This window comes from Rhodoglobus galactosidasius, assembly GCF_054957775.1.
In genome coordinates, this window is record NZ_JBQIAV010000006.1 from 14,269 (window position 1) to 40,420 (window position 26,152).

General features: G+C 59.8%; 31 protein-coding genes. 17 read left to right on the top strand and 14 right to left on the bottom strand.

The annotated features are described in order from the left end of the window. Positions 1-2: 2 nt before the first annotated feature. The 5 genes from ACTJJW_RS08880 to ACTJJW_RS08900 all read right to left on the bottom strand — a co-directional run bounded on the left by ACTJJW_RS08880 (position 3) and on the right by ACTJJW_RS08900 (position 4,772). The gene (locus ACTJJW_RS08880) at positions 3-794 is read right to left on the bottom strand and encodes an amino acid ABC transporter ATP-binding protein (protein WP_462643894.1); all 792 of its coding nucleotides are present in this window, start codon (positions 792-794) and stop codon (positions 3-5) included. Continuing rightward, positions 794-1,747 carry an amino acid ABC transporter permease gene (locus ACTJJW_RS08885; RefSeq protein ID WP_462643896.1) on the bottom strand — a complete coding sequence of 318 codons (954 nt, stop codon included), beginning with the start codon at positions 1,745-1,747 and terminating at the stop codon, positions 794-796. Before ACTJJW_RS08885 ends, ACTJJW_RS08880 begins: the two co-directional genes overlap by 1 nt. 15 nt (positions 1,748-1,762) lie before the next feature. Next, a complete protein-coding gene (locus ACTJJW_RS08890) occupies positions 1,763-2,725 on the bottom strand; it encodes an ABC transporter substrate-binding protein (RefSeq protein ID WP_462643898.1) in 963 nt (320 codons plus the stop codon). A 74-nt stretch (positions 2,726-2,799) separates the two neighbouring features. Further along, a complete protein-coding gene (gene menC, locus ACTJJW_RS08895) occupies positions 2,800-3,909 on the bottom strand; it encodes an o-succinylbenzoate synthase (protein WP_462643900.1) in 1,110 nt (369 codons plus the stop codon). After that, the gene (locus tag ACTJJW_RS08900; RefSeq protein ID WP_462643902.1) at positions 3,906-4,772 is read right to left on the bottom strand and encodes a hypothetical protein; all 867 of its coding nucleotides are present in this window, start codon (positions 4,770-4,772) and stop codon (positions 3,906-3,908) included. The genes menC and ACTJJW_RS08900 overlap by 4 nt, the downstream gene beginning before the upstream one ends. Before the next feature lie 151 nt (positions 4,773-4,923). Between ACTJJW_RS08900 and ACTJJW_RS08905 the strand changes: the two genes are divergently transcribed. Further along, entirely contained in the window at positions 4,924-6,525 is a 1,602-nt protein-coding gene (locus ACTJJW_RS08905; RefSeq protein WP_462643903.1) for a PucR family transcriptional regulator, read from the top strand. A 9-nt stretch (positions 6,526-6,534) separates the two neighbouring features. Here the strand turns inward: ACTJJW_RS08905 and ACTJJW_RS08910 are convergent, their stop codons facing one another. Next, positions 6,535-7,641, bottom strand: coding sequence for a M20 family metallopeptidase (locus tag ACTJJW_RS08910; RefSeq protein WP_462643905.1), 1,107 nt, complete (start codon positions 7,639-7,641; stop codon positions 6,535-6,537). Positions 7,642-7,836: 195 nt separating this feature from the next. Between ACTJJW_RS08910 and ACTJJW_RS08915 the strand changes: the two genes are divergently transcribed. The 6 genes from ACTJJW_RS08915 to ACTJJW_RS08940 all read left to right on the top strand — a co-directional run bounded on the left by ACTJJW_RS08915 (position 7,837) and on the right by ACTJJW_RS08940 (position 11,578). Continuing rightward, on the top strand, positions 7,837-8,319 hold the full coding sequence (locus tag ACTJJW_RS08915) for a DUF2975 domain-containing protein (protein WP_462643907.1): 483 nt from the start codon (positions 7,837-7,839) through the stop codon (positions 8,317-8,319). Continuing rightward, on the top strand, positions 8,319-8,540 hold the full coding sequence (locus ACTJJW_RS08920; protein ID WP_462643908.1) for a helix-turn-helix domain-containing protein: 222 nt from the start codon (positions 8,319-8,321) through the stop codon (positions 8,538-8,540). Before ACTJJW_RS08915 ends, ACTJJW_RS08920 begins: the two co-directional genes overlap by 1 nt. 233 nt (positions 8,541-8,773) lie before the next feature. Beyond that, entirely contained in the window at positions 8,774-9,124 is a 351-nt protein-coding gene (locus ACTJJW_RS08925; protein ID WP_462643910.1) for a GntR family transcriptional regulator, read from the top strand. Beyond that, positions 9,121-9,840 (top strand): hypothetical protein, encoded by a 720-nt coding sequence (locus ACTJJW_RS08930; protein WP_462643912.1) that lies wholly within the window; start codon positions 9,121-9,123, stop codon positions 9,838-9,840. The genes ACTJJW_RS08925 and ACTJJW_RS08930 overlap by 4 nt, the downstream gene beginning before the upstream one ends. 71 nt (positions 9,841-9,911) lie before the next feature. Further along, positions 9,912-10,196, top strand: a complete 285-nt coding sequence (locus ACTJJW_RS08935; RefSeq protein ID WP_462643914.1) for a helix-turn-helix domain-containing protein — start codon at positions 9,912-9,914, stop codon at positions 10,194-10,196. Then, the gene (locus ACTJJW_RS08940; RefSeq protein ID WP_462643916.1) at positions 10,193-11,578 is read left to right on the top strand and encodes a type II toxin-antitoxin system HipA family toxin; all 1,386 of its coding nucleotides are present in this window, start codon (positions 10,193-10,195) and stop codon (positions 11,576-11,578) included. The genes ACTJJW_RS08935 and ACTJJW_RS08940 overlap by 4 nt, the downstream gene beginning before the upstream one ends. Positions 11,579-11,974: 396 nt before the next feature. Here the strand turns inward: ACTJJW_RS08940 and ACTJJW_RS08945 are convergent, their stop codons facing one another. Then, positions 11,975-12,238, bottom strand: coding sequence for a ribbon-helix-helix domain-containing protein (locus ACTJJW_RS08945; protein WP_462643917.1), 264 nt, complete (start codon positions 12,236-12,238; stop codon positions 11,975-11,977). 174 nt (positions 12,239-12,412) lie between these two features. Here ACTJJW_RS08945 and ACTJJW_RS08950 point away from each other — a divergent pair, with 174 nt between their 5' ends. The 6 genes from ACTJJW_RS08950 to ACTJJW_RS08975 all read left to right on the top strand — a co-directional run bounded on the left by ACTJJW_RS08950 (position 12,413) and on the right by ACTJJW_RS08975 (position 16,430). Continuing rightward, on the top strand, positions 12,413-12,751 hold the full coding sequence (locus ACTJJW_RS08950) for a PadR family transcriptional regulator (protein ID WP_462643919.1): 339 nt from the start codon (positions 12,413-12,415) through the stop codon (positions 12,749-12,751). Beyond that, the gene (locus tag ACTJJW_RS08955) at positions 12,748-13,425 is read left to right on the top strand and encodes an HAAS signaling domain-containing protein (RefSeq protein ID WP_462643921.1); all 678 of its coding nucleotides are present in this window, start codon (positions 12,748-12,750) and stop codon (positions 13,423-13,425) included. Before ACTJJW_RS08950 ends, ACTJJW_RS08955 begins: the two co-directional genes overlap by 4 nt. A 52-nt stretch (positions 13,426-13,477) precedes the next feature. After that, entirely contained in the window at positions 13,478-14,059 is a 582-nt protein-coding gene (locus ACTJJW_RS08960) for an RNA polymerase sigma factor (protein WP_462643923.1), read from the top strand. Beyond that, on the top strand, positions 14,025-15,107 hold the full coding sequence (locus ACTJJW_RS08965; RefSeq protein ID WP_462643925.1) for a CU044_5270 family protein: 1,083 nt from the start codon (positions 14,025-14,027) through the stop codon (positions 15,105-15,107). The genes ACTJJW_RS08960 and ACTJJW_RS08965 overlap by 35 nt, the downstream gene beginning before the upstream one ends. A gap of 215 nt (positions 15,108-15,322) precedes the next feature. After that, on the top strand, positions 15,323-15,778 hold the full coding sequence (locus tag ACTJJW_RS08970) for an N-acetyltransferase family protein (protein ID WP_462643926.1): 456 nt from the start codon (positions 15,323-15,325) through the stop codon (positions 15,776-15,778). Positions 15,779-15,968: 190 nt separating this feature from the next. Continuing rightward, positions 15,969-16,430, top strand: coding sequence for a nuclear transport factor 2 family protein (locus ACTJJW_RS08975; protein WP_462643928.1), 462 nt, complete (start codon positions 15,969-15,971; stop codon positions 16,428-16,430). A 122-nt stretch (positions 16,431-16,552) separates the two neighbouring features. Here ACTJJW_RS08975 and ACTJJW_RS08980 read toward each other — a convergent pair whose 3' ends face one another. The 7 genes from ACTJJW_RS08980 to ACTJJW_RS09010 form a co-directional block, all read right to left on the bottom strand. After that, the gene (locus ACTJJW_RS08980) at positions 16,553-16,825 is read right to left on the bottom strand and encodes a hypothetical protein (RefSeq protein ID WP_462643930.1); all 273 of its coding nucleotides are present in this window, start codon (positions 16,823-16,825) and stop codon (positions 16,553-16,555) included. Between the two features lie 167 nt (positions 16,826-16,992). Beyond that, positions 16,993-17,439: a hypothetical protein gene (locus tag ACTJJW_RS08985; protein ID WP_462643932.1), complete on the bottom strand. Its 447-nt coding sequence runs from the start codon at positions 17,437-17,439 to the stop codon at positions 16,993-16,995. A gap of 36 nt (positions 17,440-17,475) precedes the next feature. Continuing rightward, a complete protein-coding gene (locus ACTJJW_RS08990) occupies positions 17,476-17,805 on the bottom strand; it encodes a hypothetical protein (protein ID WP_462643934.1) in 330 nt (109 codons plus the stop codon). A gap of 137 nt (positions 17,806-17,942) precedes the next feature. Beyond that, entirely contained in the window at positions 17,943-18,608 is a 666-nt protein-coding gene (locus tag ACTJJW_RS08995; RefSeq protein WP_462643936.1) for a GNAT family N-acetyltransferase, read from the bottom strand. Positions 18,609-18,671: 63 nt separating this feature from the next. Next, positions 18,672-20,255 (bottom strand): molybdopterin-dependent oxidoreductase, encoded by a 1,584-nt coding sequence (locus tag ACTJJW_RS09000; protein WP_462643938.1) that lies wholly within the window; start codon positions 20,253-20,255, stop codon positions 18,672-18,674. Positions 20,256-20,354: 99 nt separating this feature from the next. Beyond that, a complete protein-coding gene (locus ACTJJW_RS09005; protein WP_462643940.1) occupies positions 20,355-21,083 on the bottom strand; it encodes a cache domain-containing protein in 729 nt (242 codons plus the stop codon). A 97-nt stretch (positions 21,084-21,180) separates the two neighbouring features. Continuing rightward, positions 21,181-21,984: a FadR/GntR family transcriptional regulator gene (locus ACTJJW_RS09010; RefSeq protein ID WP_462643942.1), complete on the bottom strand. Its 804-nt coding sequence runs from the start codon at positions 21,982-21,984 to the stop codon at positions 21,181-21,183. Between the two features lie 131 nt (positions 21,985-22,115). Here ACTJJW_RS09010 and ACTJJW_RS09015 point away from each other — a divergent pair, with 131 nt between their 5' ends. From ACTJJW_RS09015 to ACTJJW_RS09030, 4 genes are all read left to right on the top strand, one after another. Next, on the top strand, positions 22,116-23,174 hold the full coding sequence (locus tag ACTJJW_RS09015) for an ABC transporter ATP-binding protein (protein WP_462643944.1): 1,059 nt from the start codon (positions 22,116-22,118) through the stop codon (positions 23,172-23,174). Positions 23,175-23,236: 62 nt separating this feature from the next. Beyond that, a complete protein-coding gene (locus ACTJJW_RS09020; RefSeq protein WP_462643945.1) occupies positions 23,237-24,415 on the top strand; it encodes an extracellular solute-binding protein in 1,179 nt (392 codons plus the stop codon). Between the two features lie 71 nt (positions 24,416-24,486). Further along, a complete protein-coding gene (locus tag ACTJJW_RS09025) occupies positions 24,487-25,314 on the top strand; it encodes an ABC transporter permease (protein WP_462643947.1) in 828 nt (275 codons plus the stop codon). A 7-nt stretch (positions 25,315-25,321) separates the two neighbouring features. After that, a complete protein-coding gene (locus tag ACTJJW_RS09030) occupies positions 25,322-26,134 on the top strand; it encodes an ABC transporter permease (RefSeq protein WP_462643949.1) in 813 nt (270 codons plus the stop codon). The last annotated feature ends 18 nt before the right edge of the window (positions 26,135-26,152 follow it).

Genomic DNA, 26,152 nt, shown 5'->3' on the forward strand with positions numbered 1-26,152 from the left:
GCTCAGAGCACGCTGTGGAGAAACCCGCGCGTACGCGGATTCTGCGGGTTATCGAAGACGAAGCTCGGCTCGCCACTCTCGACGACGACACCGTCATCCATAAACACGACGGTGTCGGCAGCGCTGCGGGCAAAGCCCACTTCATGCGTCACCACAACCATCGTTGTGCCGGCATCAGCTAGCTCTCTCATAACGCCAAGAACGTCGCCAACGAGCTCTGGGTCGAGAGAGCTGGTCGGCTCATCGAAGAGCATGATTTTCGGATGCATCGCTAGAGCACGCGCAATCGCAATGCGCTGCTGTTGGCCGCCAGAAAGTTGCGCCGGGTAGTGATTTGCCCACTCACGCAAACCGACCTGCTCCAAGAACTCGAACGCTTCCGCGCGCGCCTCGTCTTTCGGACGACGTGCGACACCGACAGGCGCCTCCATGATGTTCTCGATCGCCGTCTTGTGTTGAAAGAGGTTGAACTTCTGAAAGACCATCCCGATCTTCTGGCGCTGGCGTGCAATGTCACGCGGATGCATCTCATGAAGCACGCCACTCTTCTCCCGGTAGCCCACCAGCTCTCCATCGACGGTGATGCGGCCACCATCGATTCGTTCGAGATGATTGATGCAGCGCAGGAGTGTTGATTTGCCGGAGCCCGATGGGCCAAGCAGGCAGGTAACTTCACCGGCCCGCACATCCATATCGATGCCTTTCAGTACCTCTAAGGATCCGAAACGCTTTCTCACGCCACGGAGTTGCACGAGGGCATCATCATCGAGCTCGACTGTACGATTCTCAGACATTATTTACGTCCCAACTTCTTGCTCTGACGCTGTCGTTGGCGCTGTATTTGAATGGATCCGGTGACCTCGCGCACCCGTTGAAGCGGACCGAGTGGTTGATTCTTTGTGCTCCCCCGGCCAAAGTAGCGCTCGAGGTAATACTGCGGAACCGACAGAATCGTCACCAGCGCGAGATACCAAATGCTGACAACGATGAGCAGCTCGACCTGGCGTAGGTTCTGTGCCGAAATCTGGGTTGCCTGCGTGTACAGCTCAAGGACCGCGATAAGGGAGAGCAATGACGTGTTCTTAATCATCGAGATGAGCTGGTTGCCCATCGGCGGAATGATTACGCGCATTGCCTGCGGAAGAAGGATCTTCACGAAGCAATACCTCGGGCTCATCCCGAGCGAAGCCGCGGCCTCACGCTGCCCCTCATCGACGGACAGCATTCCAGAACGCACAATCTCCGCCGAGTACGCCGCCTCGTTGAGGGTCAACGCGAGAATGCCAGCCACGAAAGCCGAGACCAGGGTGTTCGTATCGACCGAGAAGAAGACGATGTCGGTAAACGGAATACCGATGCTGATCTTCTCGAAGATGAGTCCGAGATAGCCCCAGATCACAATCTGCACCAGTAGCGGTGTGCCACGAAAAGCCCACACATAGAGGGCCGAGAAGACCACGAATACTGGGTTTCCCGATAGCCGCATCGCGGCGAGAAGCACAGCAAGTATCGCCGCGCTGAGCATCGCGATAATCGTGACAGTCACAGTGATTTGCACACCCGAGAGGATACGACTGTTGAAGAGGTACTCCCCGATTGTCGGGAAATCGATGTTCTCATTCGTGGCGATCGCCTGAGCGAACGCCACGAAGAAGAAGATCAGTACTGCGGCGGCGACCCACCTACCGGGGCGACGTAACGGTTGAACGAAATTGTCGAACTCCTTGTTGGGGGGTGCTTGCGCCATGGGGTTCCCTTGTTGTTAGTTCGTTGCTGCGTTCACGAGCGCCTCATCGAGGGCCAGCGAACCCATGCCGTGGGTGTCGAGAATGTCCTGGTAGATGCCTTCATCCATCAGATCCTGCATTGCAGCCTGCAGCGCATCGGTCAGTTCCGTGCGCTCCTTGAGAAGGGCAAAACCGGTGTAAACGGGGTTGAAGCCCTGCGGGTTCTCCGGGTCAGCCACCATCTCGAAGTACTCGCCATCACCGGCGGTTGCAACAGTGAAGGCAGCAACAGGTGCGTCGACAACGTAAGCCTGAACTCGACCCGCACGCAGAGCAGTCTGGGCATCCTGCGCTACAGGAAGACCCTGCACGTCGATGCCGTCAGAGCCAGCCGCTTCACAGTCACCCTTGAGGTTCTCAAGCAGTTCAGCCTGCACCGTGGACTTTTGCGTTGACACGCTGTGGCCGCAGAGATCCATCAGAGTGGTGATGTTCTCGGGGTTGCCTTTCTCCACAACAATGGCAAAACCAGCGTTGATCTCCTCAACGAAGTTGAGGGTTCCCTGCCGTTCCTGCGAATCGTTCATGCCCATCATAATGACGTCGTGACGATCGGATTGCAGCGACGGAATCACCGACTCAAAAACCTGGTGATTCACTTCGAAGGGAATACCGAGCTTGGCGCTGAGCGCCGCCACCATGTCGACGTCGACACCGATGATTTTGTCGTCATCGCCGTACGCCACGAATGGCGGATACGGCACACCCATGGCGATACGAATCTTGCCACGGTCAAGAACGTCCTGAGGAAGAAGGGCGGCCGCATCCTCGTCGATGTCGGTGCTGAACTCGGTCATGACGGTCATCGGAAGGCCACCGACAGAGGGTTCGTCGGAATTGCCGCCACTGCCGCTGCCGGCGCCGGTGCTGCACCCTGCGGTGAGAGCCAGTGCTCCGACCGCGACGAGCGCGAAGATCGGGCGTGTGATGTGTTTCATACTGATTCCTTTCGATGGTGGCGAAGTTCGCCGCGGTGCACGGGGTCTAGGGCCCCTTGGGTGAAAAGCGATGATCAGAAGGAAATCTCTGTGGTCGAAACAGTGACGGCATCCAACACGCCGGGCAGTATCTCGACACCGATACCGGGACCGGTCGGCACTCGAAGGTGCCCGTCTTCCAGCACAAAAGGAGCAGTCAGGTCTTGTTCGTAGTAGCGACTCGACGCTGAAGTATCACCGGGGAGAACGAAGTTTGGCAGCCCGGCAAGGGCAACGTTCGCGGCGCGACCGATCCCCGTTTCGAGCATCCCACCACACCAGACCGGCACTCCGTGGGCGGCCGCAACATCGTGGATGCGGCGGGCTTCGAAATAGCCACCCACCCGTGCCGGCTTCACATTGATGATGCTGCAGGCGCCGAGAGTGATCGCGGCTGCAGCATCTCGGGCTGACTCGATCGATTCGTCAAGGCAGATTGGCGTGGAAATCAGCGTTGCTAGGCGTGCGTGGCCCAGGATGTCGTCTTCCTCCATCGGCTGTTCCATCAGAAGCAGATCGAATGGGTCTAGCAACGCTAGGTGGCGAGCATCCGCCAACGTGTATGCGGTATTGGCGTCGACCTGAAGCAGCATGTCGTCGCCAAAACGCTCACGTACGGCCCGCACTGGTTCGAGATCCCAGCCGGGTTCGATTTTCAGCTTGATGCGCAAATAGCCTTCGTCGAGGTAGCCTCCAACGGCGTCGAGCAGTTCGTCGATCGAGTCCATGATTCCGACCGAGACACCAGCAGGCACCGTGTCATGGATCGCACCCAAATGTTGCGCGAACGAGACTCCCGTTTCTTTGAGCTGCGCGTCGAGAATCGCCGTCTCGAGAACAGCTTTCGACATCGGATGCCCCTTCACCGGTGCAAGCGCCGTCGCCACCTTCTCGGCAGTCAGGGCATCGCCCATTGCCTGCAGTCGCGGCACGAGGTGATCCCGGATCACCAGGTCACAACCGTCAAGAAACTCTGAGCTGTACAGCGGGTAGGTTTCAGAAGCACACTCTGCGAAACCCTCGGCATCAGCAGTAGTGACCCGCGCAACGATCATTTCTCGTTCAGAAACCGATCCGAAGGATGTTCGAAAGGGGCGCACGAGCGGCATGACAATCCGCCGTAGTTCAATGTTCTCGATCTTCACTGTTCTCCTCCTTTAGTGAGCCGGTACCAGCCGTCTCGTGAAACCCAGCTGGCACCATGCCCGGAAGCAAAGGCTGTTGATAGGGCGGTTCGGATGCAGCTGCGCCACTCCGCGGCAAGTTCTGGGTTCTGCTGCCGGACGGCAACAATGTCGCGAGGAACTCGACACCACAGTGAGTCAGCCGCCTCAACGAGAACGGGTGCGTCATCTGGTCCGAAGGTTCGTACATCGCTCGGACCAAATTCCGGAAGGTGAAAGTCAACAACCCTGCCCTCACTGGCCGCGATTGCCCTCTCGGAGTTGAGCTGCCACGTTGCAACGAGACGATCGCTCTCATCGTTGGCATTGATCGCCCCCTGCATCTGGCCATAAAAGTTGTCAATGTATCCGGTAGATGAGGCACCCAACTTGGTCAGGTTGAACCGAGCATTCCGGCTGACCAGGGGGTCGAAGGTCCACAGCATCCGATCGATCCCACGCTCCAAAGCCACCGCTCTCTGGTGTTGCTTGATCGCGAACCCGACACCATGTTCGATAGCCCGAGGCAGAACGCCGGTGATCAGCGAATAGACCGAGGCGTCTGTGGCGGAACCGATCAATACCGCTGCCCCACAGAGCCAGCTCTCGGCGTCGTAAGCCGCAGTGACAATCGCTCCGCCATGGCTCATGCTGCGCAAAAGTTCGGCCGGAATCGGCCTGCCTGCCGAAGTAACACCCCACACTGATTTGAACAGGTCGTCAATGTCGCGGAATCGGTCCATCTCGTGCTCATCGACGATGCGCACACCAGCCCGCAGCGCCGCCTGCGTGGCAGCAGTTCGCGCCTGATCGGCTGCGATATCGGATTCAACGGTGAACGACATCCGATAAGTGTCACGCAGCTCCAGCCGTAGCGCCTTAGCGTGGAGCACAGAAATGGCGCCCATATTCTGTGCTGCAGCACTATGGGTGAGCCGGCCAAACTTTTCCTAACGGATCAGTCGAGGGAGGAAAGAACCCAGCTAGTCTCGTGGGATGTCTGATCTGAATATAACCCCCAACGAAGTGGGTGTTCGTGAGCTTCTTCAGATTCTTGATGGTTGCGGATTACGCCTCGAGACGCCCGAGGTCACGCTGCATCCCCTCGTTGCCGGCACAAGACTCTTCGACCCGCTCACGCCGCTGAGGCCAAGTAACGGGGGAATTCTTCTCGGAATCGGGGTTCACCCCAGTGCCCCCGATTCAGCACAAGTGGTGCGCGCCGCCGCCGCCGCGGGGTTCAATGCGCTCATCATCAAATCGTTCTCTGTGAGCTTCGCGCACCTTGCCGAGATCGCCGCTGCAGCGTCAATCGACCTCCTCTCTGTTGACGATGACATCGAGTGGCGTCAGCTGGATTCACTGATCAGTTCAGCCCTGGCGAGCACAAGCGATGCACACAGCGCCGACTCAAATCTTGCCGTCGGAGATCTCTTCGCCCTCGCAAATGCCATTGCGGCGATGACCGGTGGAGCCAGTGCAATCGAAGACATGCAAGAGCACGTTCTGGCATATTCGACGATCGCCGGCCAGCCCATCGATGGCAATCGTCGCGCGGGAATCTTGGGACGCAAAGTCCCTCAGATCGAAAGTAGCGCATCGGTTTACGCCGAGCTTTTCCGGGCCGATGGAGCACGCCGCATGCCGCGGGCCCCGGATTCCCTCGGCCGCCTGGCCGTCGCCATCCGGGCCGGTACCCAGCCGCTGGGTTCGATCTGGGTCGTAGATGCAAATGGCTCCCTGACCGCTGATGCGGAACGTGCCATCGAGCGCGCGGCCGACGTCGCAGCCCTCCATCTCCTCCGGGCCCGCAGTAGCGCAGACTTGGCCCGTGCTCAACGCACAGAACTTTTGCGCCGCCTGCTTGAGGGCAGCGAATCCAGTCACCTCGTCGCCAGCCAGATGGGTTGTGAACCACAGGGAGCGTTCGTGGTGCTGGCCTGTCAACCAGCGCTATCGGAGTCGGTCAATGAGATCGATATGTCACGCCTCGTCGATCTCATCAGACTGCACTGCCAAAGCCATCAACCGAGCGCTGAATGCGTGAACATTGGAACCACCGTCTACGCCCTCTTCGCGGGAGCCTCCGTAACCGACCTCAGTCGGGTCAGCACGATGGCTCAAAAACTGATTGCACGCTCCGGCGTAGCCTTAATGATCGACCTCAAAATTTGTGTGGGCACACGCGCTACAGGTTCGGAGCAGATCTACCGTTCACGCACAGATGCAGACTTGGGTCTTACGCTGCTCTCGCAACCCAACTCACACACCTCGCTCGTTAACGCGCGCGATGCCCGCAGCCAGCTCGCCCTTCTCGAGATTTCGCAGATATTGCGTGAAAGCCCTCGGCTGGTCTCAGATGCTGCTCGCCAAATGCTAGAGAGCGATAAGCGGTCGGGGACTGAGTATGCCAAGACGCTGAGCTGCTACCTCGAGCATGCACGAGACTCAGCAGCAACGGCTCACACGCTGTCGGTGCACCAGAATACGCTCCGGTATCGTTTGCGGCGGGCGGGTGAACTATTCAATATCGACCTGACGAACGCCGACGATACGCTCTTGCTCTGGCTGAGCCTTCGAGCCATCGAGCTCAAATAGCAGCGTAGGTCAGGCGCTACGAATCGCGTTCACTAGTCCAGCAACGAGGTTCGCTCTCTCGGCCATGAATCCGACCACCAGATATTCGTGGTCGGCGTGGGCACCGCCCCCTACTGCTCCGAGGCCATCAAGTGTTGGCACTCCGAGTGCGGCGGTGAAGTTGCCGTCGCTTCCGCCGCCGACTGTTTTGCTTTCGAGGTCGGGAAGCAGCTGCTGTGCTAACGCAAAGAGCCCAGCCGCGGCAGACTCGGGCATCGGGGGCCGGCTAATAGCTCCCTGAACCGTGATCCGTGCCCCTTCGAGATGCGGTACCAGTACTGCGAACGCAGATTCGATTCGTTCTTTCTCGTCGACCGACTCGACCCGGACGTCGACGATGACGGTTGCCTCTGCGGGAACAACATTTTCCACGGTTCCTGCTGACGCCACGGTTGGGGTAACGGTCGTACCAATATCGGGCCGATCAAGCGCTGCGATATCAAGCACCTGATGTGATACTTCGATCAGAGCGTTGATCCCGGCTGCGGGTTCTAGGCCTGCGTGAGATGACCGGCCAGCGATAGAGACTCGAAACGTGCCGCAACCTTTACGGCCGGTCTTCACGCCGCCGCCATCGGCAGCGCCCTCGATCACTAGTACAGCGCCACACGCAAGGGCTCGTTCTTCGATGAGAGCTCGAGAGGCACCGGAACCAACCTCTTCGTCAGCGGACACAAGGATCTCAACACCCGACCGCTCATGTTCATCTAGGGTCGCCAGGCCGTGAATGGCCTGGACCAAACCGCCAAGCATGTCAAAGACCCCTGGGCCGGTCGCGTGCCCGTCTTCGACCATGAATGGGCGGCGTTCAAGGGTGCCGAGCGGAAACACTGTGTCATGATGACCAAGGATCAGCACTTCGGGATCGCCGCCACCTGACCAGTGGACGATCGGCCCGGCTTCACTGTCTATGAGGACAGCGTGCCCGCCTAGGCGGCTCTCGATAACAGCGGCGACAGCTTCCGCCGATGCTGTTAAGGCGTCGAGGTCGCGCGATGGAGACTCGATTTCGACGAGTGTCCTGAGGTCCTCAATCATCGCGTCAACACTCACGGCGACTGCCTTGTGAATCATCATTTGGCAAGGGTAGTACACGCCGTAGCGGATAGACATTGAAGGACCGGCTTGATGAAACGGCCTGCCGGTGTTTGGAATCTGCCGCGAGAAGCGTCTGCGCGATGCAAACTCCTGGATTCCTATGAGGTTAGTTTTCTGTTGCGACTCCCCACTGAACTCATTGACATTCGATAGATAACAATCGATGATCGATAGATGCAACAGACTATTAGAACGCCATCCTTGGCAGCAGCAGTGGCCACCTGGCTAGCAATCGGGCTCCTCGTCGTATTGGTTCTTGCTGGTTGCGTCGGGCTATTTCCCTTATCCGACTTGATCGCAGACCAGAATCCAGAATTTCAGAGCCTGCGAACCCCACTTCTCACGCTGGCATTGGCCGTTGGCCTTTGTTTGGAGACGATTCTCATATCGACAGCCGTTTTAGTCCGTTTTATTCGACGAGACCGCATCTTCACTCAAGCCGCGGTACGACTGGTTGACGTGCTCGTGATCAGTGTCATTCTCGCCACCATCTTGACGGGATCCACGCTGGCCTTCATACCAGGGCCGCCGTTGCTCGCGATCGCGATCATGGCGAGCGTCTTGGTAGGAATCGCACTCTTCTTCGTTCTCTTGGTTTTAAGGTCGCTGTTGAAACGAACGGTGCTGATGAGAACCGAGCTGGATGAGGTTGTGTAGTGGCAATACGCATCCTCATCGACCGCTTGCTTGTAGAGCGCGGGATGTCGGTCGGGGACTTCGCCACGGCCGTCGGCATCACCCCCGCCAACGTCGCCGTGCTCAAGAACGGACGCGCTCGCGCCATCCGGTTTTCAACCCTCGACTCAATTTGTCGAGTTCTCGACTGCCAGCCCGGCGACATCCTGATTTGGGATAACGAGAGTCTCGCGGACTCCTAGCACCAATAATTGTGCCGGCCGTGTAGCTTCTCGAAGCTTCCCTGACAGGTGAGGGCTCGCGCAAGGATCCCGCGTTTACCCAGCTTTACTCCACTCAGCGAATGTGTCGCATAACCTCAGCGTCTTATAACCCGTGGGCCACAAGACACCGCCAGCGTCGTCCTATCGAAACAGATTTTGTTGGTTTTAGATTTCAGGCGCGGGAGAGGGATTGTTCTACTATCATCTAGAACATGTTGTTTAGGTTAGATCAGGGGTCGACGATTTCGCTTGCCCAGCAGATCGCTATTCAAGTGCGTCTGGCGATCGTGAAGGGCGATCTCAAGCCTGGCGAGCGGCTTCCGACTGCTCGTGAATTGGCTACCGCGTTGGGCATCAACATGCACACCGTGCTCCGCGCCTATGGCGAATTGCGCGATGAGCGCATGATTGAGATGAGGCAGGGCCGTGGAGCGTGGGTTCGCCCAGACCTGGAGCCCGGTTTCATGCGCTTAGCGGAAATGGCCGAGCAGTTCCGCACCGAGGCACGAAAACTAGGACTGTCCCAGCTGGAGATCCGTCACATGATCGAAGAGACCTCATGATGCACAACCCGAACTCAGGCCAAGCACGAGCTCGGGATGTCGTTGCGGCGCTCACACTCTGGGGGCCTCTCGCTATCATGGTCACAACCTGGCTGATCTGGCACGGCCAGCTTCCCGCCGATCTGCCACGTCAGTGGAACAGCGGAGGAGTGAGTTCGACGTGGCCGACGTGGTTAGCGATCCTTCTTCTAGGACTGGTGGGCCTCGGCTCGGCCATCATTGCAGCCTTCGCACTCCGTACGGATGCGGCCGCCAGTCGCCGTAAGACATTCCTCTGGAGCGGTTTCGCCGCTGGCATGGCGAGTGGATCTTGGCTGTTGGTTGCCGGATCTACGATCACTTCCGGTGCCACCGCGGAACCGCAGGTAGGTGCGTGGCCGGTGCTTCTCATAGCGGCAATGGGTTACGGTCTCTTTCCGTTTCTGATTGCACATCGCTGGGTGGATGTGGAACCAGAAGTGGACTGGCGCGGTCTCAAAGTAGTTACTTGGCTACTGGGAATCCCGCTGAAGACAGTGCCTCTTAAGACCATCGAGTCTGTGCACACCGAGCCCTTGGAACCAGCGCATTGGGGGGGGGGATGGGGTTACCGGGTTATGCCTGGCCGGTCAGCGATAATCCTCCGCACAGGGCCCGGAATCGTCGTCGATCTCACCAGTGGCAAACAATTCGCACTCTCCCTCAAGGAGTCCTCAATGTGGGCTGTGCAGGAATGATTGATAATGCCGCCACAGTTTCATTTAATGCACGTAAATGATAGTGTGATGGCATTATCTGAGGAGCGATCATGGCGTACAACATCGAAAAGCAGCAGGTGATTTTCGGTGAGCATCTGCGCTCGTGGCGCATGGTGCAAGGGCTGACCGCTCAGCAGGTCTGCGAACGTGCCAGTATCTCCTTGCCGACCCTACGCAAATTGGAGCGCGGTGAAGGCAATGTACACCTCGAAAGCGCGTTGCAAGTAGCGCGCGCTCTCGGCATCCTCGACAGCATCGTCACAGCAGCTGACCCACTGCGCACTGACCTTGGCCGCGCGCGCGCCGATCTCCTGCATCGGAAGCGCGCTCGATGACCGACGTCGAAGTCCATGTGAACCGTGACGGCCAGCCGATTCTTGCTGGCGTAGCGCATTTCACGCGCGAGCGACAGAATGTCACGACGACGTTCACGTACGAATCCAGCTACCTCGCGGATCGAAAGAACCGACAGATCGACCCAGCGCTTCCATTGTTCTCAGGTAACCAATATGTGGCGACTATGCCGGGAGCATTTGGAGACAGTGCGCCCGACAGATGGGGCCGTAATCTTCTGACGCGTAGGGAACGCCAGCTGGCCACGGAAGAAAGCAGAACAGCACGCACGTTCGACGCTGTGGATTTCCTTCTCGGCGTGAACGATGAAACTCGACAGGGCGCGCTGCAGTTCTCACTGGTCGGAAGCTCCGAGATGCTTTCTCCCCGAACCGACGTGCCGAGACTCGTCGCGCTACCCGCGCTGCTCCGGGCCAGCGACGACGTCGCCACGGATAGCGACGGCGCCGAGGCGTACAAGATGCTTCTCGCCGCAGGAACCGCGTCACTCGGCGGCGCACGCCCGAAAGCCTCCGTTCGCTTAGCGAACGGCGCGCTCGCCATCGCGAAGTTTCCGCACGCACACGATGAGTGGGATGTGATGGCTTGGGAGGCTCTCTCCCTCGACCTCGCCGAGCTCGCCGGCATCACTGTTCCGCACCGCCAGCTCGTGAAGGTAGGCGACCGGCATGTGTTTCTCGTTGAGCGATTCGACCGCGCCGGAAAATCCCGCGTCGGCTACATGAGTGCCATGACAATGGTGGAAGCGAAAGATGGGGCGTCGGGTGACTACATCGATCTGGCAGACAAGCTCGCCGACCACTCAGCGTCGCTCGACGAGGACCGTCGGGAGCTATTCGACCGTGCAGTATTGAACGTCGCCCTGCACAACACCGACGATCACCTACGAAATCACGGGCTGATCGACAGCGTCGGCGGCTGGAAACTCAGCCCCCTCTTTGACGTGAACCCCAACCCCGCGATAGGCGAGGCTCGAGCAACCTCTATCGCGGGCGCAACTGCGGCCGCCGATGAGTGGGCAGGCCTGGTCGAACTCGCGTCCGCATCCGGCATCAACGCTGTGGAGAGCCGCGAGCGCATCGCCCGCGTTGTGACGGCTGCCGAATCTTGGAGAGCGGTAGCGAGCAAGCACCAGATTCCTGCCTCGGAGCAGCAGAAGATGGCTGGAGTACTCGATGATCGCATCAACATGCTCCGCGCCTCTTCAGAACTACGTTTCTCGGCTTCAGACAGCCAGGCCCGTTCACGACGCGCTGATGCGATTCGCACTCCACGCCGAAAGACCACACGCAAATCCAACACCGGCTCATTCGCACCGCGCGAGCGACCGGCTCCGAAGGACGACCTATCGGACGAGAACTGAGTTGCTAGATCCTGCAGCGCGCACGCTTGCGCCTTAGCGGCGCACCCTGTTCCCCGCAAGGCGGTGAATCGCGGAGCTCAATGAACTTTACTGTTCACATGGGAGAATGCAGAGCGATCCGAGCCGACTCGGAAGAACGTACCGAACTCGTTGCGCTCATCTTCACGTTCCCACGTCCGACCGTGACAGAGACAGAGTTCACGGTCGTTCATCGCAGGTGCCGCGGGCAAGGCCTGGGCACAACGGTCTCGAGCAGTCTTCCCTGAGTGTCGAATCCCAGTCGGAGTTGGCGCGCCGGCGAATCGTCGTCGAGGTCTTCGACCCAGAGTGCCCAAGTGGCTGCCTGGATTGCATCCTCGGGCGGGATGCCGTGCTTACGCGCAGAATCGTGCACCTTTACGCGACGTAGGAAGTCAATGCGTCGCGGATTGCCTCTGACCGGGTCTTGTTCTCGCGCGCCGCCCGAGCATCGATTGCTGCGAGCTCATCTGGAGTCAGCCGCACAGCGACAACCTGCGAGGGCTCGGCGCCTCGGCCAGGCCGACCACGACCTCGCTCTTTCAGCTTGTTGATGTCGTACCCGGCGTCTGCCTCCGCGGCCCATGCCGCGATCTGCCTTTCCGTGACGGGCACACCACTTACGGACTCACCGATACTCATATGGTTAACGTAATACGAAATTACCCGCGCGGCGAGGGTGTCCAGCATCCACGTGTGCGTCGCACTGTAGGACCGAGGCCCCTGGAGGCCCACTGCTGCCCCACTCATGAAAACTCTCAAAGACTCCAAACCTAAGCATAGCAAGGCCTTGCTACGCAAGGTATTGTCGAGGCCATGAGTAACGACGAGGACAAGATCCTCACCAACTTGCGGAAAGGCGTACTCGAGTTTTCTGTTCTAGCGGCACTCGCCAAGGAACGTAGCTATGGACGCAACCTCGCCCAACAGTTGAGCGAACGGGGGCTGATTGCCAGCGAGGGAACGCTTTATCCGCTGCTATCGCGTCTTCGCACTACCGGCTTAGTTGATACGGAATTGACCGATCCGGCCGATGGGCGCCAACGGCGCTACTACACACTGACACCCGCGGGCCAGGCCCGCCTCGACGCATTCCGATCGGCCTGGGTCCCGCTCCGGGGCACCGTCGACGACCTACTGGAGACGAACTCATGACACCCACGACTGTCGATGATCGCGCAACCGAGCAGCGTGACTATCTGAAAGAGCTCGACAAAGAACTCGCCGTGCTGCCGTCCGAGTTGCGAGGTGACATCGTTCGTGACATCAACGAGCATCTCGAGGATGCGATCGACGACCCGCGACCGTTTCCTGACTCTATTGGCACCCCCAGCGACATCGCTCGCTCTGGACTAGAACAACGCGACCTGACCACGGGAAGAATTAGTCGCCCACATACGTCACTGCTCGCCAAGCGACTGCAGTTGATTGTTGCCGCCGTCTACGCGCCTGTTGTGATTTTGGCCCTGTTGGGGCTCACCAGTGTCGTGCCACCAGCGTTCAGGGCGGCCTTCCTCCTGCAACTCGCACCGCTGCTTGTGCTCGCATTCCCACCACTTCTTGCCCGTTGGACTTCGTGGTGGCGCATCTCATTACTCTGCACTGCGACCTACGCGGTCTACTTCATCACGGCGCTTGTCTTCGTCATGGTTGTCGTGGGCGCACCGTGGCCGACATCCTTTCCCACCATCGTCACACCATTCCTCATCGCTTGGCCGACAATGGTGGTCATGCACGCACCCGCGTTGGTACTTTTGACAGTCGCATTGGTCCGCGCCCCAGTGACACTTCGAAAGCCACGGCGGAATAGTCACCGTCTGCACATGTAAAGTTCTTTCTCCCAGTCGTGAACTTAATTCGGCCAATTGAGCAATACCTATTGTGACTAGCGATAACGAGATCATCCAGAGGTCGCGGGATAACCCTGCGGTCTTTGCTGAGATGTATGACAGTCACGCGACTGCCGTTTATCGGTATGCCGCGCGACGGGCGGGCATCGATACTGCGGATGACATCATGGCCGAAACGTTTCTGGTGGCTTTTGAGCGGCGCAATCGCTTCGATAGCGCCTTCGAAAGTGCCCTGCCGTGGTTGCTCGGGATTGCGACAGTTCTGATTCGCAAACACCGCGGCGCGGAGGCGCGATTCTTGCGGGCGGTGGTGGCATCAGGTCCACCGGCGACGGTGGTTGATGATCGAGACGATCGACTCGATGCCGACCTCGCCGTTCGGGCTTTAGCAAGTGCGATTCGTCGCTTACCTGCCCGGGACCGCGATGCCCTGCTGTTGTACGCGTGGGGCGACCTCGATTACGAGGGCGTCGCACTCGCATTGAACATTCCCATCGGGACTGTTCGGTCACGTCTCAATCGCGCGCGGCGAGTGCTGCGCCAGTCCGCTGGTGAAATTCCAGCAGAGGAGGTGAACCGTGGACGAACTAACGCTGCTCCGATCGGTAGGTAAGGATGTTGCCGATCCATCGACTGACGCTCTCGGCCGAGGCCGTCGCGCCCTGATCGAGCACATCGGATCGCGTCCGACCAAGAAGAGCCACCCTGGGTTGAGGAGAGCTGCGTGGTTCAGCGGAGGAACCGCCGTCGCCGCCGGCGTCGTTGCCGCTCTCGTGCTGTCGAATGTGCTCGGATTGGCCGGCTGGCGAGGTGGGGCGGATGCCGCAGCCGCATCCGCATTGAACGATGCTGCCGCCGCAACGATCAAGACTTCCGACCCCGTAGTCGGGCTAGGCCAGTACCTGAAGGTTGACACTCAGGCCGTCTTCAAAAGTCAGGTTCAAAACGCGGAGTGGGAGAACTTCGCCTACTTGGGGACCCAGAACCAGCAAATGTATATCCCTGCGGACTACAGCGATGACTGGGTTTTGGTGACGGAGCCGAGAACTGCAATCAAAGTTTTTGGGGTGGGTTTCGAGCAAGACGCAAAAGAGTCTGCTGAAGACGGCTGGGAAATAGAAGACATCAGCCGCGCCGACTATGGCGGTTTCTATAACTCGAAGCCGTTAGATTGGGGCCTTGACGAGCTGCCGCGAGACCCGCAGCAGCTGCTCAACTACATCTACCGAATAACTGCTGGCCACGGCGTGAGCGCCGATGGGCAGGCGCTGGATTTCATCGCGACCAAGCTGCGTACTGGTGTGGTTCCGGCAGACCTGCGGGCCGCGCTGTATCGGGCAGCAGCAGGCATCCCCGGGGTCGAGATCACCGACGAAGCCGCCACCCTGAATGGCCGCACGGGAATTGCGTTCGGCCGCGAAGAAAGTAACGGGATGCGCTACGAGATAATCATTGACCCCGACACGGGCCTCCTGATCGGCGAGCGCACCGTGCAACTCAAAGACAGCTTGATGGTGCCCGTTTTCGCCGGGGAAGTCATTGGGTGGACGGCCGTGACGACCACGGTTGTCGATTCTGCTCCCGCCGGCGGCAGCTTGTGCGGCAACACAGGCAAGCCGATCGGCGGCGCAGGCAGCGGCCAATGCGACGACAGGAATTGACGATGGATGCAGAGATTCGTCCCGATGCGATCGAGCTGCCGCCGATTGTGTCTATCGAAATCAACCTAATCCCTCTACACACAGCCACCCAGTAGCCCGAGACAATGACCGCTGTAGCGGCCAGGAGCCTTCAAATTCAACGGTTTCGTGCGTCAAACGCCGATTCGTGTCCATCAGCAGTTCGTCACATGATCGGGTGCAATTACTATTGCGGGATGGTCGATGTTCAGATCCGCATGGCGCAAGTAGAGGACGCTCAGAGCGTAGCGGTCATTCATGTCGACAGTTGGCGAGCCGCGTATCAGAGGCTCATCGCGCAGGAGGTGCTCGATGCCTTGCAGGTCGACACGCGAGCAGCAGGCTGGTCTCGCTGGATCGAGTCATCGCTTTCGGAGCGGCCCACCGATGGCATCGATGGGCCCTCGCACAGAATGTTGCTGGCGGAGGTGGATGGCCGGGCTATTGGTTGGGCCTCGTTCGGCGGTGGCCGAGACGATACGATGGCACATCTCGGAGAGCTTGCCGGACTCTACGTGCACCCTGATTACTGGTCACAGAGGATCGGACATGCGCTAATCGAGCGCGTGGATCAGGAGCTACGCGCTGAAGGATGGCAACAGGCCTATCTGTGGGTACTGCGGGGGGAACACCCGCGCGATCCGCTTCTATGAAGAGCACAGCTGGCAAGCGGACGGGGAAGAAAAGATCGCCGTCGCAGGGGGCGCGGCACCACTTCAGGAGCTGCGTCATCTCCGCCATCTGTAAATGCCAGCGAGGGCAAACGAACGGTTTTCGGTGTCGAACATCGTGTCTCGAATTCCGTCTGACCCGGCCTCAACGTCAGCTGGTAGTTTCATGCGCATGACTGTGGAAGGGCGCGTGCAACGGTTGGAAGACCGCGTGGCGCTGGAGGAGCTGGTGTCGGCCTACTGCCGAGGAGCAGACGGCAGGGACCCAGTCTTGTTTGAGTCAGTGTGGCACGAGGATGCCGTTTGGGATGTGGGCAACCACGTCTTCCGTGGGCATGAGGAGATTGTTCCTGCGGTCGAGCGGCAGTGGGACGCTTTCCAGAGCATGCACCACTGGACCACAAATTCCCACTATGACATCGACGGGGATTGCGCGGCAGCCGAGCACGACGTGGCTGCGCTCACCCAGTTAATGGGTGGGTCGTACGTGCTCAGCGCCGGGCACTACAGCGATGAGTTCGAGCGGCGCAGCGGAATCTGGCGGTTCACTAAACGAGCCGCGACGGTTACTGCGACCGTTGACCTTCCTGGCAAGCAATGGGAAAGTTACCGCGCCGACAGTGCAAAGCTCTGAGCGCGCAACCCAACTACACGAGCATCCGCGTGGAGCACCCAATTGTCGAACCTCTCACGATTGACTTCTGGAGTCTGCGACTTTCGCTAGCCCAGCCGCGTCTGATCCGGGAAGCGGGCTTGTCATTTGAGGCTGGCATGTTCGACGCGTGAACGTCGATAAACGAAGATTCCGAGGATGATCAGCAGAAGTCCCGACATGGCCAAGACTGCGAACACCAAAAGTTGAAAGGGCCCACTTCCGAAACTACTGAATGGGGCCGGCCCGCTGATGATCCAGAGATACCGATCGGCGTCACCGTGGATAAACCAGTAGAGCAGGACGGGACTCACGGCGAGCAGGGATCCGACACCGATGAGCAACGGTGCAGTTTTGTGTCCGGCTGACTTGGTCATCGCTCCTCCGCGAATTTTATCGCCCGCTGCAAGCTGGCAGTGCCGTGGGTGATGAACTTAGTTGTCGAACCGGTTTTGTGAACCTCCGACGCTTGGCGACCTTCTTGCAAGAATGAATCCGCCAGAAGGGGCGCATACGCCGTCTTGACCGTAAGAGTGTCCCACGATCAGTCGGGGAGCTCAATAGCCGCCTCTCGAGGCCCGCCACACTGCACTGTTCCTCCGACTCGAACCCAGTCAACATCGACGCTGCCTTCCGAGACGATTTCACCTGATGCATCACGAAGGCGATATCCGACCACCGGTTGGCCCCCTAGGAAGTCAGCACTCCACCCATTCACGCTGTCGCCCGACAGGCTCACCACCCCAGTGTCTATCGCGACAGGTGCTGGTGAAGTTTCTGCGGGCTCCACGCCACCACGTCGCGGTGGTGCGCCTGGCTCGCAGTCCTGGCCATCGCACAACTCAAGACTGATGCCCATGCGTGGATCCAAAAGGGTTATGCGGGCCACACTCAGGTAGCCAACTGCGGTACAGACAGTCCCGAAGCCAGCGCATCCTGCGAGCCCGAGACTCATCAGCACCATCATGAATACCGCGAGGAGTGAACGCATCGTGCAACCTTTCCGTTACGAGGGGCCCTGGCGAAGCTATTCCACGGGCTCATAGATGGTGATCGTGCCGTCGGCGAGCCCCAATTCCAGACAGTCGGCTATTCGCTCCGCATCGGTTTCGTCTGACTCCGGGGTGAGCGTCCACATGTAGCGGCTTGAAGGGGCATCCAAACTCATGATGCCTTCGGCCACCGCCACATCGTCTCCGCAGTCGCCGATATCTCCGTCCGGATGCTGGACTCCCACCTGCCAAGTGTCACCGGTCGCGGCTTGCCGGCTGAACTCGCTGTTGTCGCCAACGGGCAGCGAATTGCCGCAGCCAGCAAGCGTGGCCACGACGAGTGGCGCGGCGGCGATTGTGAGCAATAAGGGCTTTAGCCCCCTACGGTGAGAATTCATGATCGGTGAGGTCTCCAGTTAGCGGCAGGTCGCGGGCGTTGGGATGAGCTGCCCGGTCAGTGGCTTGTTGCGCCGCGGCCTCTTCAAGTGATGCCGCCTGGGGGCTACGGTATCCGCCGAGAGTACTTGCTCCGGGATGGATCCCGCCACATTGTGTTGATCGCTGGCCTGCCAGGGGCAACCGGAATGCTGCCGTGCACCCTGAATCCGGCTGACTCGTAACGGTGATCATTGGCGCCGTTGCTCGACTCAAGATAGGTTCCGATTCCTTGAGCATCGGCCTGCTCCACAACGCGGGCCAGCAACGCGGGCCCAATTCCGTGACCGCGCGCCTGATCTCGAACGCCGAGCATGGAAACATAAAGATGTGGAGTATCGACGGGGCGAGCATTATCGAAACGCTCAAAGAGCCCATTGACCGCCTCGGCGTGATCTCCGAGAAGATCACCAAGAACGGTCGGAAATCGTTCCGCATCCGCATCCGACATCTCGTTGACGCCGGGGCCGAAAGCCGTGTTGACAGCATCGCAACCGGAGGTGAGCCAGACGGCGTCATTGGCGATGGCGTGGGTGACGGTCATCCGGAAGACAACGGCGTGCTGCGCTGCGCGTGCCTGCGGGTCGGGAAATGCCCAACTCCACACCGGATCCTGGTCGAACGCTTCAACAAGCGTGCCAAGGACACCTGGCAGATCCGTCGGCGTGGCCAGACGCGTTGACAAACCGGCATCAGTTCTTACCGGATCCGCGCTACCACTCGTCGCCGCCATGGGTACAGCCTACGATGGCGTTCACGATGCCCCCACAACGAAAAGCGCACGCTTCGCGTGAAGTTAGGCCACCTGCACGCTGATGGTGTGCCAGCCCTCGGCGCCATCCGGCACGACCGGCACGCGCTCGCCGAGCTGGGTCAATCCCGCCGCATCCGTCGCACGCACCTCGATGAGGTGCTCCCCCGTCGTCGCCGACCAGTCATAAACCCACTGCACCCAGGTGTCTGCCGAGATGGCCGTTGCCAGCCGCGCCTCAGACCAGGCACCGCCATCGATACGCACCTCGACTCCCTTCACTCCCGTGTCGGGCGCCCACGCGACACCGGCAATTGCAACCGTGCCAGCATCCACGCGGGATCCCTGCCGCGGCACATCGATGCGCGACTGAACCTTGACCGGGCCCTTCGCCGACCATCCCCGATCGGTCCAGTACGCCCTTTCGTCGGCAAACCTAGTGACCTTCATCTCGACGAGCCACTTGGTTGCAGACACGTAGCCGTAAAGGCCGGGAACAACCATGCGCACAGGGAAACCGTGCTCCCGCGGCAGCGGTACCCCGTTCATTCCCACTGCAAGGATGCTGTCGCGATCCTCTTCCAGCAACACCTCGAGCGGCGTACTGGCAGTGAAGCCGTCAATGCTCCGCGACAGCACCATGTCTGAACCGGGCAGCGGCTTCGCCATCGCGAGCACGTTGCGAATGGGATATCCAAGCCAGACGGCGTTATCAACGAGCTGACCGCCGACCTCATTCGAAACGCAGGAGAGCGTAACGGCCTTCTCGATCAAAGGCAGGGCGAGCAGCTCTTCGAACGAGATTTCTACCTCGTTCTCGACCATTCCGGTGACCCGTAGTCGCCATTGATCTGTGTCGATGTTCGGCACAATCAGCGCGGTGTCGATGCGGTAGAAGTCGGCGTTCGAGGTAACTATCGGCGAGATGCCGGGCACTTCGAGAGTCGCGCTGGCAGGAATCGGTGCGGCGGGAATCGCGGGGTCGGGCAGTGTCAGCGCCCTGCGAACCGTGTCGACGACGGTGGCACCGGCGTTCGCCACTCGCGCACTGATGCCGACGAGCACGACACCAACCGAGGTAGCGCCGATAAAACGTAAGAAGTCGCGGCGGGTGGCCACGGCCGGTTCAGCGTTGCGAGCAGCGGATGGGCGTTGCGAGCCTGCGGGAACGGCGGCGGATGACGCACTGGCCCAGCGGCGCAGCCGAATCATCCCGAGGCGCAGCAACAGCACCCCAGCGACCACGCCAAGCACCGTGGGCAGGGGCCAGAGCGCACTCGCCTGGGCGCGCGTCGTGACGGCGACAGTCGCGATCACGCCGACAAGCACGAGCAGCATAACCCCCAAGCCGGGTCTCGCGAACTCAAGAACGCCCACTGCCAGAGCGAGTAGCAGCACTAGAAGAGCAAGGCAGAGCAGCAGCACCAATTTGTCGTTGGTGCCGAACAACGCGATCGTGAGGTCTTTCAGCCATGACGGCACAAGGTCGATGACGAGAGACCCAACAGCGAGCAACGGGCTACTCGCTGGAGCGATGAAGAAAGCCACGAGCTCCGCGACCGCGAGAGTGCCAGCAGTGCTGACAACACCGAGCAGCGCGGACCATCTCCGAACTCGCTGCACACTCATGCTGTCAGAATGGGCAGTTTTCGGCTTATTGGCCACAGGGGAATCGCATCTTCCTTAGTAAGACGAGAGACCCTAGAGCCAGTCGAGTAATCCAGGCACCTATTCGGCGATGATCTCAAGTGCGACACCGTCACAGGGAGTACGCGGGAGGTCGGCGAGAGGGCCGCTCCGCACAGCATCACCGGTGGCGTGGCGCGGGTTAGTGGAGACCACTACGCGCCCGACACTGTTGATGACGGTGACGTTATCGCCGAGCTCCGAAAGCAACGGCAAGAGCTGGCGCTCGACAGAATCGATTAGCAGATCGAGGCCAGCGACTCCCACGAACCGTCCCTCAATGTGCACGGGGGCGGCGACGGTGATCGTGTATTCGTCGCTGCAGAGGTAGTCGACGTACGGCCCGGCAACGTGTCCACGCCCTGTTTCCATCGGCACCCGGAACCACTCGAGTTCGCTGTAATCAATGAGTGCTTTGTTCACGGATTGCGCGGCCAGCAACAGCTTGCGAGGGTCGTCGCCCTGCCACCACGAGAGGTGGTTTCGTTCGTCGGTCAGTAGCCCGATTGCGGCAATAAATCCTGCGCCGTAGATCTGTGCGTCGGGGAGCCCGAGGATGCGATGCGCGTGCGGTTCGACCAGCGCGTCGAGTCGCTGCGCCGAGAGTGCACCGATGTGCGGAGAAGAGGCGAGTTCTGTTCCGAGCTGTGCTGCCGTCGCGTCGAGAGCTTCGATCGGGCCTCTCAGGTATTCGGACACGATCTCGGCTGCGCGCGCGGCGGTTGTAGGCGCTGCGGTTCCGGGCGCCGTCGCACTGCTTGCCGTCACCATAGGGTGCTGCTGTCGGTCAAAATCATGGGTGCCTCGCCTGCTGGTTGCGTGGTTCTATTCGTCGCATCCTACGCACGGTATGGCATGCACCGCTAGTTCACCGATTTTTGGACTGAAGCTCAATGAGCGCATTGATCATGCTGTCGACCATGCGTTCCGTGGCTTCTACCGCAGCCTGGTCATCGCCCGCTTCGACAGCATCCACCACGTTCACGAGCAGTTGATGCTGCGTTGCCCGGGAGTCGCTTTCGGCATCGACGAGCCGAAGGAGCGGAGAGATTTCTGCTTGGAGTCGCATCTGCTCGCGAGTAAGGCGCGCAGATTGGCTCAGCGAGACGAGTTCGACTTGAACATCGTCGAGCGTGCTGCGCCACTGGGCAAGGTCGGTGTCGTCCAACCGCACAAGGCGCGAGCGAATTTGTTGCACTTCTGAGAGCGCTGCGCGGCGGGCCGCAAGCCGCACACATGCCGCGGTGATGGCCGAATAGTGGGCGCCCAAATCGCGCAAAGCGAGGCGAGATGTTTCGGCCAGGGCAGTGCGTGCGTGTGCCACGGGGTCGGCGGAGTCTGCAACGAAACTGCCTCCGTTGCGTCCGCGCTTCGTGACAACAAGTCCCTGGCTGCGCAGCGCAAGGAGCGATTCGCGCACAGTTGTCGGCGCTACCCCAAAGGTGCGAGCGAGGTCGTTTTCTGAGGGAAGCCGCTCTCCTGCGCGGAGGTGTCCACCAGTAATTGCCCCGGCAAGGCGACGTTCGACGAGCTCCGCACGGCCGGCATCACCGATGGATTGAAAGAGGGAACCGTGTAGGCGGCCCGGTCGCGTGGCATCGCGGGATCGTGCGGTGTCGTCGGCGACTACCGCACTGTCTTGTGGTGCGTCAGTCGATTCGGACGGGGGCATTGCTCAATTCTCGCACCTTCCACCTGAGTCGTTGCTGTTTTGTGACTTTTTGGACACACGCTTGAAATATGAACTCTGGTTATATAGGTTTAGTCTCACTCAGTGATCAATGTCGTTCCAAGGAGTCACACGTGCACGTGTCCGCCCAGCAAGCTTCGTCCGAATTGGACTCCACTACGGCACCCGGCTCCGTGACACTCGCCGGTGTCTCCAAACAGTTCGGTGAGTTCACCGCTGTTGAAGCACTGAACCTCGACGTCAAGCCGGGGGAGTTTCTGTCAATGCTTGGCCCCTCCGGCTCTGGCAAGACGACCGTGCTGCGGATGATCGCGGGTTTCGAGAACGTCACCAGCGGCAGCATCCACCTCAGCGGCGTCGACGTGACCGACGTGCCACCGCACGCTCGCCAGGTGAACACCGTCTTTCAGGATTACGCGCTTTTCCCTCACCTGACCATCGCCGAAAACGTCGGCTACGGACTGCGCGTTGCCGGGGCAAGCCGCGCAGAACGAACTGCTCAAGTTGGCCTCGCCCTTGAACAGGTTCAGCTATCCGCTGTCGCCGATCGGTTGCCCCACCAGCTCTCCGGCGGCCAACGGCAGCGCATCGCCCTCGCCCGCGCGCTCATCTTGCGCCCCCAGGTACTGCTTCTTGATGAGCCGCTCGGCGCCCTCGATAAGCAACTCCGTGAGGAAATGCAGATCGAACTCAAACAGATTCAGCGCGATGTCGGCATCACGTTCATTTTTGTCACCCACGATCAAGAAGAAGCCCTCACCCTCAGCGATCGCGTTGCCGTATTCAACAAAGGGCGAATCGAGCAGGTCGGCACCGCTCGCGAGGTCTACGAGTTTCCCGCCACCGAGTTCGTCGCCCAGTTCTTGGGGCTCTCAAACCTCATCCCCGCTGAACTCTCTAGCGATGGCGTTCAGTCGAGTGTGCGGCCCGAGCGCGTGCGCCTCCGGCCGGCCGACTCTGCGGCGAGTGCCGGAGCAATCTCGCTACTCGGCACGGTCTCCGAAACGGTCTACACCGGACCGACCACCCGCTTCCTCGTCGACACCGAAGGGGGCGTTCGCATCATCGCCGAGCGCGCCAACGACCACCATCCCTCTGCCGAATCGGCCTTCGCTCGCGGAGACCGGGTGCGCGTCGAGTGGACGAAAGACCACGCCTCGCGCATCGGCTAGCTGGCAGCATCCACTTCACCCATAGACCGCACCATCACATCAATCACACAAAGGAGACACCCATGAGATCAAAATTCATGACCGGCGCAGCAATTCTTGCTGCTGCCGCTCTGGCCCTCACCGCCTGTACAACAGAGTCCAACGGCACCGCAGCCGGCGGCCTCTCGATCGACGTTCCTGACATTCCCATGCTCGAAGAGCTGGGCGAAATGGAAGACGAAGTCAATATTGTTGCGTGGAGCGGCTTCGTCGAGCCAGCGTGGACCGACGAATTCACCGCTAACACCGGATGTACAGTCAACCGCCGCGTTGCTGGCACCAGTGACGAGATGGTTCAGCTCATGCGCACCGGCGACTACGACGTCGTCTCCGCTTCGGGAGACGCAAGCCTGCGCCTCATCGCAGGTGGAGATGTTCAGCCCATCAACCTCGGCCTGGTTCCCAACTTCGGTGACGACATCGTTGAGGGCATGAAGGGTCAGATCTACGACACCATCAACGGCAAGTCCTATGGTGTTCCGATCGGCCGCGGCGCCAACATCCTGCAGTACAACAGCGAAGTTGTAACCGAAGCACCCACGAGCTGGGATGTTGCGTGGGAAGCTGACAGCCCCTACGCCGGCAAGATCATCGCGTATGACGCACCGATCTACATTGCTGACGCTGCCGTGTACCTGATGGCTCACGAGCCTGACCTCGGCATCACCAATCCGTACGCGCTCGACCAGACTCAGCTTGACGCTGCGATCGACCTCCTCAAGCAGCAGAACGAGATCGTCTCCGAGTACTGGGCTGACCCGGCAGCACAGATCACTTCGTTCGCCGGCGGTACCACCGCTCTCGGCACCTCGTGGGAGATCCTTCGCAAGCTGACCGATGACGACAAGTTCAAGAGCGTACTTCCCGAAGAGGGCGCAACTGGCTGGTCCGACGCCTGGATGATCAGCACACAGTCGGAGTCTCCCAACTGTGCCTATGCCTGGGTTGACTACACGAGCGCACCAGAAGTGAACGGCGCCATCGCCACGAACTTCGGTATGGCTCCTGCAAACGGCGCCTTCTGCGAGACCAGCGACGAAGCAGCAGCACACTGCGAATACTTCAACGCAACCGACGAAGAGTACTTCGAGCAGGTCTGGTTCTGGACCACTCCCATCGAGCAGTGCATTGACGGGCGCACCGACGTCACCTGCACCAACTTCCAGCAGTGGACGGATGCCTGGCTCACCGTCAAGAGCTAAGTAGCCGAGGGGGTGGGTCTCTCGGACCCGCCCCCTCCTCCACTTCTTCACACCCAACCGATCGGAATCCCATGAATCGCCGCGCGCAACTCTCGGCACTGCTAGCGCTGCCCATGCTGTGGCTCATTGGTATCTACATCTTTTCGCTCGTCATGCTTCTCGTGACAGCCTTCTGGGTGACCGACCCCTTCACGTCGAAAGTGAAACCGGGCTTCACCCTTCGCAACTTTGAACAGATCATTGCCAACCCCGCCTACGCCTCAACCTCGCTGCGCACTCTCGGCATCGCACTTGCGGTGACCGCACTGAGCATCCTCATCTCTGTTCCACTCGGTATTTTTATGGCCAAGATTGCTTCTCCCAAGCTGCGCGCCATTTTGGCGGTTGCGATCACCCTGCCGCTGTGGGCGGGCTACCTGGTGAAAATTTTGGCAATGCGCATCACGTTCACCGAAGAAGGTTTTTTCAACTCGATGCTTGGACCGCTCGGAATAAGCGGCCCCGGCTTCAGCATCGTCACCGTCGTTCTGACTCTCACGTACCTGTGGCTGCCCTACATGGCTGTACCCGTATACACCGCAATCCAACAGCTGCCCCCCAACCTTTTTGATGCCTCGGCAGATCTTGGCGCTGGCGCAGGATTCACCATCCGGACCGTCGTACTCCCCCTCATCAAGCCCGCCATCATCGCGGGGTCGATTTTCACTTTCTCGCTGAGTCTCGGTGACTACATCGCCGCGAAGTTCGTGGGCGGCTCCACCCAGATGATTGGAAGCATCATCGCTTCCAATATCAATCTCAATCCCCCGATCGCCGCCGCGTTCTCACTCGTGCCGATCGCCTTTGTAGTCATTTACCTCGTCGTTGTGCAACGCACCGGCGCACTGGAACGGATGTGATGCCGCCATGTTGAGACTCTCCTTAGGCGCCAAATTCACTCTCGGAATCATCGTCGCGATTTCGCTCGCGTTCATGTATATTCCACTGTTTTTGGTCGTCATCAATTCGTTCAGCGCTGCGCGCATCTCAAGTTGGCCGATCACATCCTTCTCCTTCATCTGGTGGGAGAAAGCGTTCGTCAGCGAGCCCATCCGCGCGGCACTCCTCAACTCGGTGATTGTCGGGCTAGGCGCAACAGCTATCGCACTCATCCTCGGCACCCTCGTGGCCTTCGCCCTCCAGCGCTACACCTTCTTCGGAAAGCAGAGCGTCAATCTGCTCGTCGTCCTTCCTATTGCGCTGCCGGGCATCGTGACCGGTGTTGCGCTCAACAACACCTACAACCGCGTGCTCGAGCCGATCGGAATCGAAGTCGGATATTTCGGCATGATCATCGCCCACGGCACTTTCTGCATCGTCATGGTCTTCAATAACGTGCTCGCGCGGTTGCGTCGCATCAACCCCAGCATTGAGGAAGCATCCCGCGACCTGGGCGCAACACCGCTGCAGACGTTCCGCCTCGTGACCTTCCCCCAATTTCGAAGCGCATTCGTCGCGGGGGCAATCTTGGCCTTCGCCCTCAGCTTCGACGAAGTAGTTGTCACGATCTTCACGGCTCCACCTGGCGTGGACACACTTCCGCTGTGGATCATGAACCAGATGGCGCGACCCAACGAAGCGTCGCTCGTCAACGTCGTCGCCACCATCGTGATCCTCGCGTCGTTTATCCCGGTATGGGTCTCGCAACGGCTCGCGCGCGGAGCGGACGAACGCGACTAGCGCGACTGCCGCGACTGC

Excerpts from the sequence above, each read along its gene's own strand:
- ACTJJW_RS08880 (WP_462643894.1), bottom strand. The coding sequence starts at position 794 with ATGTCTGAGAATCGTACAGTCGAGCTCGATGATGATGCCCTCGTGCAA.
- ACTJJW_RS08885 (WP_462643896.1), bottom strand. The coding sequence starts at position 1,747 with ATGGCGCAAGCACCCCCCAACAAGGAGTTCGACAATTTCGTTCAACCG.
- ACTJJW_RS08890 (WP_462643898.1), bottom strand. The coding sequence starts at position 2,725 with ATGAAACACATCACACGCCCGATCTTCGCGCTCGTCGCGGTCGGAGCA.
- ACTJJW_RS08900 (WP_462643902.1), bottom strand. The coding sequence starts at position 4,772 with ATGTCGTTCACCGTTGAATCCGATATCGCAGCCGATCAGGCGCGAACT.
- ACTJJW_RS08905 (WP_462643903.1), top strand. The coding sequence starts at position 4,924 with ATGTCTGATCTGAATATAACCCCCAACGAAGTGGGTGTTCGTGAGCTT.
- ACTJJW_RS08910 (WP_462643905.1), bottom strand. The coding sequence starts at position 7,641 with ATGATGATTCACAAGGCAGTCGCCGTGAGTGTTGACGCGATGATTGAG.
- ACTJJW_RS08915 (WP_462643907.1), top strand. The coding sequence starts at position 7,837 with ATGCAACAGACTATTAGAACGCCATCCTTGGCAGCAGCAGTGGCCACC.
- ACTJJW_RS08925 (WP_462643910.1), top strand. The coding sequence starts at position 8,774 with ATGTTGTTTAGGTTAGATCAGGGGTCGACGATTTCGCTTGCCCAGCAG.
- ACTJJW_RS08930 (WP_462643912.1), top strand. The coding sequence starts at position 9,121 with ATGATGCACAACCCGAACTCAGGCCAAGCACGAGCTCGGGATGTCGTT.
- ACTJJW_RS08935 (WP_462643914.1), top strand. The coding sequence starts at position 9,912 with ATGGCGTACAACATCGAAAAGCAGCAGGTGATTTTCGGTGAGCATCTG.
- ACTJJW_RS08940 (WP_462643916.1), top strand. The coding sequence starts at position 10,193 with ATGACCGACGTCGAAGTCCATGTGAACCGTGACGGCCAGCCGATTCTT.
- ACTJJW_RS08945 (WP_462643917.1), bottom strand. The coding sequence starts at position 12,238 with ATGAGTATCGGTGAGTCCGTAAGTGGTGTGCCCGTCACGGAAAGGCAG.
- ACTJJW_RS08950 (WP_462643919.1), top strand. The coding sequence starts at position 12,413 with ATGAGTAACGACGAGGACAAGATCCTCACCAACTTGCGGAAAGGCGTA.
- ACTJJW_RS08955 (WP_462643921.1), top strand. The coding sequence starts at position 12,748 with ATGACACCCACGACTGTCGATGATCGCGCAACCGAGCAGCGTGACTAT.
- ACTJJW_RS08970 (WP_462643926.1), top strand. The coding sequence starts at position 15,323 with ATGGTCGATGTTCAGATCCGCATGGCGCAAGTAGAGGACGCTCAGAGC.
- ACTJJW_RS08975 (WP_462643928.1), top strand. The coding sequence starts at position 15,969 with ATGACTGTGGAAGGGCGCGTGCAACGGTTGGAAGACCGCGTGGCGCTG.
- ACTJJW_RS08980 (WP_462643930.1), bottom strand. The coding sequence starts at position 16,825 with ATGACCAAGTCAGCCGGACACAAAACTGCACCGTTGCTCATCGGTGTC.
- ACTJJW_RS08985 (WP_462643932.1), bottom strand. The coding sequence starts at position 17,439 with ATGCGTTCACTCCTCGCGGTATTCATGATGGTGCTGATGAGTCTCGGG.
- ACTJJW_RS08995 (WP_462643936.1), bottom strand. The coding sequence starts at position 18,608 with ATGGCGGCGACGAGTGGTAGCGCGGATCCGGTAAGAACTGATGCCGGT.
- ACTJJW_RS09000 (WP_462643938.1), bottom strand. The coding sequence starts at position 20,255 with ATGAGTGTGCAGCGAGTTCGGAGATGGTCCGCGCTGCTCGGTGTTGTC.
- ACTJJW_RS09005 (WP_462643940.1), bottom strand. The coding sequence starts at position 21,083 with ATGGTGACGGCAAGCAGTGCGACGGCGCCCGGAACCGCAGCGCCTACA.
- ACTJJW_RS09010 (WP_462643942.1), bottom strand. The coding sequence starts at position 21,984 with ATGCCCCCGTCCGAATCGACTGACGCACCACAAGACAGTGCGGTAGTC.
- ACTJJW_RS09020 (WP_462643945.1), top strand. The coding sequence starts at position 23,237 with ATGAGATCAAAATTCATGACCGGCGCAGCAATTCTTGCTGCTGCCGCT.
- ACTJJW_RS09025 (WP_462643947.1), top strand. The coding sequence starts at position 24,487 with ATGAATCGCCGCGCGCAACTCTCGGCACTGCTAGCGCTGCCCATGCTG.
- ACTJJW_RS09030 (WP_462643949.1), top strand. The coding sequence starts at position 25,322 with ATGTTGAGACTCTCCTTAGGCGCCAAATTCACTCTCGGAATCATCGTC.